4 protein-coding genes and 1 pseudogene are annotated in these 2612 nt (G+C 68.3%); 2 read left to right on the top strand and 3 right to left on the bottom strand.

Going from position 1 to position 2612, the window contains the following annotated elements:
• A pseudogene (locus AB0J08_RS41460) lies at window positions 1-144 on the bottom strand (IS5/IS1182 family transposase); the annotation flags it as partial.
• Window positions 114-269 carry a hypothetical protein gene (locus AB0J08_RS41455; RefSeq protein ID WP_360645336.1) on the bottom strand — a complete coding sequence of 52 codons (156 nt, stop codon included), beginning with the start codon at window positions 267-269 and terminating at the stop codon, window positions 114-116. The gene AB0J08_RS41455 and the pseudogene AB0J08_RS41460, both read right to left, overlap by 31 nt.
• Before the next feature lie 851 nt (window positions 270-1120).
• Between AB0J08_RS41455 and AB0J08_RS41450 the strand changes: the two genes are divergently transcribed.
• Window positions 1121-1576 (top strand): hypothetical protein, encoded by a 456-nt coding sequence (locus AB0J08_RS41450; protein WP_360645330.1) that lies wholly within the window; start codon window positions 1121-1123, stop codon window positions 1574-1576.
• On the opposite strand, the gene AB0J08_RS41445 is transcribed toward AB0J08_RS41450, so the two are convergent.
• On the bottom strand, window positions 1518-2108 hold the full coding sequence (locus tag AB0J08_RS41445; RefSeq protein WP_360645333.1) for a helicase associated domain-containing protein: 591 nt from the start codon (window positions 2106-2108) through the stop codon (window positions 1518-1520). The two genes, AB0J08_RS41450 and AB0J08_RS41445, sit on opposite strands and share 59 nt — an antisense overlap.
• 218 nt (window positions 2109-2326) lie before the next feature.
• On the opposite strand from AB0J08_RS41445, the gene AB0J08_RS41440 reads away from it, so the two are divergent.
• Window positions 2327-2612 (top strand): hypothetical protein (locus AB0J08_RS41440; protein ID WP_360645327.1); only part of this gene is annotated, 286 nt, incomplete at its 3' end.

Below are 2612 nucleotides of genomic sequence, written 5' to 3'. Positions count from 1 at the left end.
GTAGCGGCGATTGCGGCGGGAGCTGTACGCCTTATCGCCGCCGAGGTGGTCGGGGCGGGTACGCGGATGCCCGCCACCTGGGCGCTTGACCCTGATGCGTTCCAGGACCGGGATCAGCTGCGGGCTGTCACCCCACTACCGGCCATCCGCAGCAAGGTCTGTGCGGCAGCCAGCGAGTCCATCACCGCCAGGCCGAACCGCTCAAACACCTTGTCCCGGGTGAAGAGCACACACGGGCCGAGCAGCGTGACGCCGATCACGCGGATCACGCGGATCCACCAGCAACGCCAATCGCTCCACCAGACCGGCACCGCTCCCGAGTTGACGAACAGGCGGGTCGGCGTGGCAGCAGATGGAAGACTGACGGCACATCGAGGCTCCGGTTCAGGGCGACGGACCAGGTCACCCCTTCAACCGGATCCTCGATGCGTCCGCAACGGCCCGGCGCCACCCCATCACACTGCCGCGACCTGCACACTTGCATGATCGCCAAGACTTTGAATCAGCCCTGCCCGGGTGGCCGTAGCCGGCGAACCCCGGGCGTCGCGAGGAGATCTCAATCGGGATGCCGTACCCGATGTGTGCGGTTGCCGCATTGAGGCTGATGCAAAACCAACCGAACAGTAGTCATACAATCTATATTTTTGGCGTGTCAATGGGGCGTGCACGCCTCTTTCGGCCATGGCGTTGCAGACGGTCCGATCTGCGCCCACAGCGCGCCAGGTTCACTCCATCGCGATTTGCGCGCCCCCTTCTCCGTAGCAGGCCGTGAGGATATCTTTCACATGAGGTGCCTGGTTGCAAGCCTCGGAGATCAGTATTCCGGTATTACTCGACAGCGCCTCGACAGAGCATGCCATCCCTATTTCCGGCGGCGTCCTTCGGCATCGACGCATTTCCACCCCTTCAGCGTCCGCCGATCGGCGAACTCCGGCGTGGTTGCCTCGGCCGCCCTCCGGCCACCCACGCGGCGGACCTTCACGGCCGAACAACTGCTCACCTGGCCCTCGACCCGCCGACGCCATTCCCATGGACCCGATCCGGAACGTCGCACCCCTTGACCTCGGCGCCGATGGCGCCAGATCCGACTGATAGTCAGACAAGAGAAAGGAACGCGAAAATGATTCTCTCCCGATGGGGCAACCGGGCCGTCAAGGCGGCGGCAAGCCTCGCCCTCGGCGTCCTCCCGCTCGCTGCGTGGCCCGCCCCGGCCGCAGCAGGCTCCCACTCCGTGAGCCTGACGGTCGGACCGGTGCCCGTCCCGCAAGTCTCCGTCTCGGCGTGCGTCGACGCGTCGTGCGTCTCGACTCCGGCGCTCACCAGCGTGAAGCTCGCCACCACCGCGACGGTGACGAGCGGCCCGCTCCCCGCCGTCGTCCTCACCCCGGCCGCCTGCCCGAACGGCGGCCAGGGAGTCGCGGTCCAGGTGACCAGCCTTCAGCCCGTGACCGTCACCGTCAGCGGGACCGTCTCCGGTACGACCACCAGCGGCCCGGTCAGCATCCCCCTCGGGCCCGTCACCGAGACCATTCTCCCGGGCACCCCGGGTGTGCTCGTGTCCGCCTGTACGGACTGACACGCTCCGCACCGGGACGTCGGACGACCCATGAGCAAGGCAGCAGGCGGCCTGCTCGGCAACGTGAAGCCAAGCACAGCGGTCTGGCCGGCATCACCTGACCGACCACCTGGGTAGGCAGCAGGTGGCATCGCTGCCCACCCCCAGCGCACTTGGCCTCCACCGCAGTGGTGGAGGCCAAGTGCTGCGCCGTCCCCTCACCCGTCTGGGCACCCGCGCATGGCCCTCCCGCTCGACGAACCGCGCCAGAGCGGTCAGGCCCTGGGCGAAGCGGTCCGCGCGGGAGGTCTTCGGCTTGGCCTCCGCCGTCTGCCTTGGCGGCGACGAGCGCGGGGTCCGGCTCGATGCCGATCGCGGTCAGCAGGTCTTGCCGGTCGCTCTCCAGCCTGGGGAAGCTGGCGCGCTGCGCCACGACCCAGCGGCCGAGCTGCTCGCCCTCGAACACCGTCTCCTCGGGCAACGCCGGCCAGTCCACGTAGCCGTCGGCCTCCAGCCACCACTGCCGCGCTACCGCGTAGGCGCGCTGCCACACGATCGGCCAGGCGGGGCACCAGAACGGGTCGATCTCCTCCAACGCGGCCCGCCGCTCAGGCACCAGTACCCCCGCTTCGCCCGCCAGCACCCGACGGCGGCCCCCAGCTCGGCGAGCCAGGCACCGAGGTACCCGCCAACGTGAGGCCCACCGGGCCCGCCGCTCCAGCGGCTGGCAGAGTGTTATCAGTTCGGGGCAGCGGCCTGGGAGGTCCGCAATTGAAGATCAGAAACCTCAGGTCGGGCATCAACGAAATGCAGCTCGTCTGCGAGCAATGGCAACCCGAGTACGGCGAGCGGTTCACGTCCGGAGAATGCGAAGGACTGCTGATCGGCTGCCACCACCCGGGTGCCTCGGTGGACCTCTCCTTCGCTCCCGCTCTGCCGAACCTACGCTCCCTACGACTCGGGCTCGGGATCAAGGACCCCGGGCCGGCAGCCGCATGCCGAGACCTCACGCTTCTGCACGTCAGTGACCGACAGAAGGGACACCTCGACCTCGTTG

Origin of the sequence: Kitasatospora sp. NPDC050463 (assembly GCF_040655255.1) — a bacterium.
Taxonomy (GTDB): Bacteria; Actinomycetota; Actinomycetes; order Streptomycetales; family Streptomycetaceae; genus Kitasatospora.
Note: the sequence above shows the minus strand (reverse complement) of the source record. Positions and strands in the feature narration are given on the sequence as shown.

Coding starts and splice junctions, on each gene's coding strand:
- AB0J08_RS41450 (WP_360645330.1), top strand. CDS start 1,121: ATGATTCTCTCCCGATGGGGCAACCGGGCCGTCAAGGCGGCGGCAAGC.